The sequence below is a fragment of the Enterococcus sp. 12F9_DIV0723 genome, from assembly GCF_002174375.1.
GTDB classification, from domain to species: domain Bacteria; phylum Bacillota; class Bacilli; order Lactobacillales; family Enterococcaceae; genus Enterococcus_A; species Enterococcus_A gilvus.
On record NZ_NIBK01000001.1, the window covers coordinates 2,218,184 to 2,219,662 of the forward strand.

Below are 1,479 nucleotides of genomic sequence, written 5' to 3' on the forward strand. Positions count from 1 at the left end.
CCCATAGATATTGTATAAATAATTGATAACTTGAAACATCCCACGTAATTTTTCTATATTAACTAAAAAACTGCCAATCCGCTAATTACTAATCGGAAATAGCAGTATTTTATTCGTTAATGAAATAATTCACCTTAGCAAACCCTCAGAGATCAAATATTTTTTTATGCCCACATCAAATGTAAAATGAGAAGTAAACCCAAGTTCTTTTAAGCGAGAAATATCAGAAATGGAGTCTTTGATATCACCATCTCTTTCAGCCAGATATTCAATCGGAAGTTTAATTTTTAGTATCTTATCAATTACCTGAATCAGTTCGTTTAATTTGATAGCGTATCCTGTACCAACATTAAATTGTTTTCCTAATGCTTCTTCCTTGTTAGCTACAAGTAAGAGTGCTTGAATGACATCCTCAATAAAAACGAAATCACGAGATTGCGAGCCGTCGCCAAACAGCGTAAACGCCCCTTCTTCTCCTCTTTGCATTCTTTTGTAACGATCAACTAAAATCGAAATCACTCCACTGTACGGAGATTCAGGATTCTGATTTGGTCCATACACATTAAAAAAACGTACCGCGCTTGTATTTATCCCATAAAGATGATTGTAATCCAGCACATATTGCTCTGCTGCAAATTTATCAATCGCATATGGCGTCAACGGCCGAATGATCGATTCTTCTTTCTTAGGTAATGTTGGCTCATCTCCGTATACTGCTGCTGATGAACTGAAAACCAAGCGCTTCAAATCTTTTTGGTATTTTCTAATCAATTCTAACAATATCAAAACACTCTCAAAGTTAATTCGATGCGTTTCAACTGGACGTTCAACTGAATCCGCTACACTAGCGATTGCTGCTAGATGGAAAATGTAGTCAAACTTATTGTTAGAAAGAATGTCTTTCATTAGTTTTTCGTCAGTAACAGAACCATTAATAAATTTGAGGCTTGAACCCTTGGTTAAGTTTTCTTCTTTTCCCATAGATAGATCGTCAATTACGATTACTGAATTTTCTTTAGATAGGTAATTTGCTAGTGTAGACCCGATGAATCCGGCGCCTCCAGTGATTAAATATTTTTTCATATTTCCACTCCTCAATATTAGGATGCTAATAAATCACGAAAATCACGAAATGATTTCAGTATACTCCTTTTGTTAATGAGAATATATATTGCAAATGCCACAAAGTATACGAGAAAACTTTTCCAGTTACTAAAGAATAAATTACTAAGAATAAACACTATCGTTAGCAGAGTTTCTAATACCTGGGACACAAATAGCTTTTCATCCAAAAATGTATTTAAAAATGTCTCTGCTAAAATACAACGTAATGCCAGAGAGAAAATTATCAGACCAACTGTTAAGTATAAATTACCTACGTAGAAAACTACAAAAAATGATAACAATAAAGTAATCGTCAGAGTCGAGACATTTACTATTAATATAGTTTTTTCCTTTCTTAAAGTTTTCAAGTAAGTA

The 1,479-nt window shown here is 33.5% G+C and carries 1 protein-coding gene; it reads right to left on the bottom strand.

Annotation, left to right across the window (positions count from 1 at the left end):
* Window positions 1–129 precede the first annotated feature (129 nt).
* Entirely contained in the window at window positions 130–1,083 is a 954-nt protein-coding gene (locus A5868_RS10540) for an NAD-dependent epimerase/dehydratase family protein (protein WP_086303525.1), read from the bottom strand.
* Window positions 1,084–1,479: the final 396 nt, after the last annotated feature.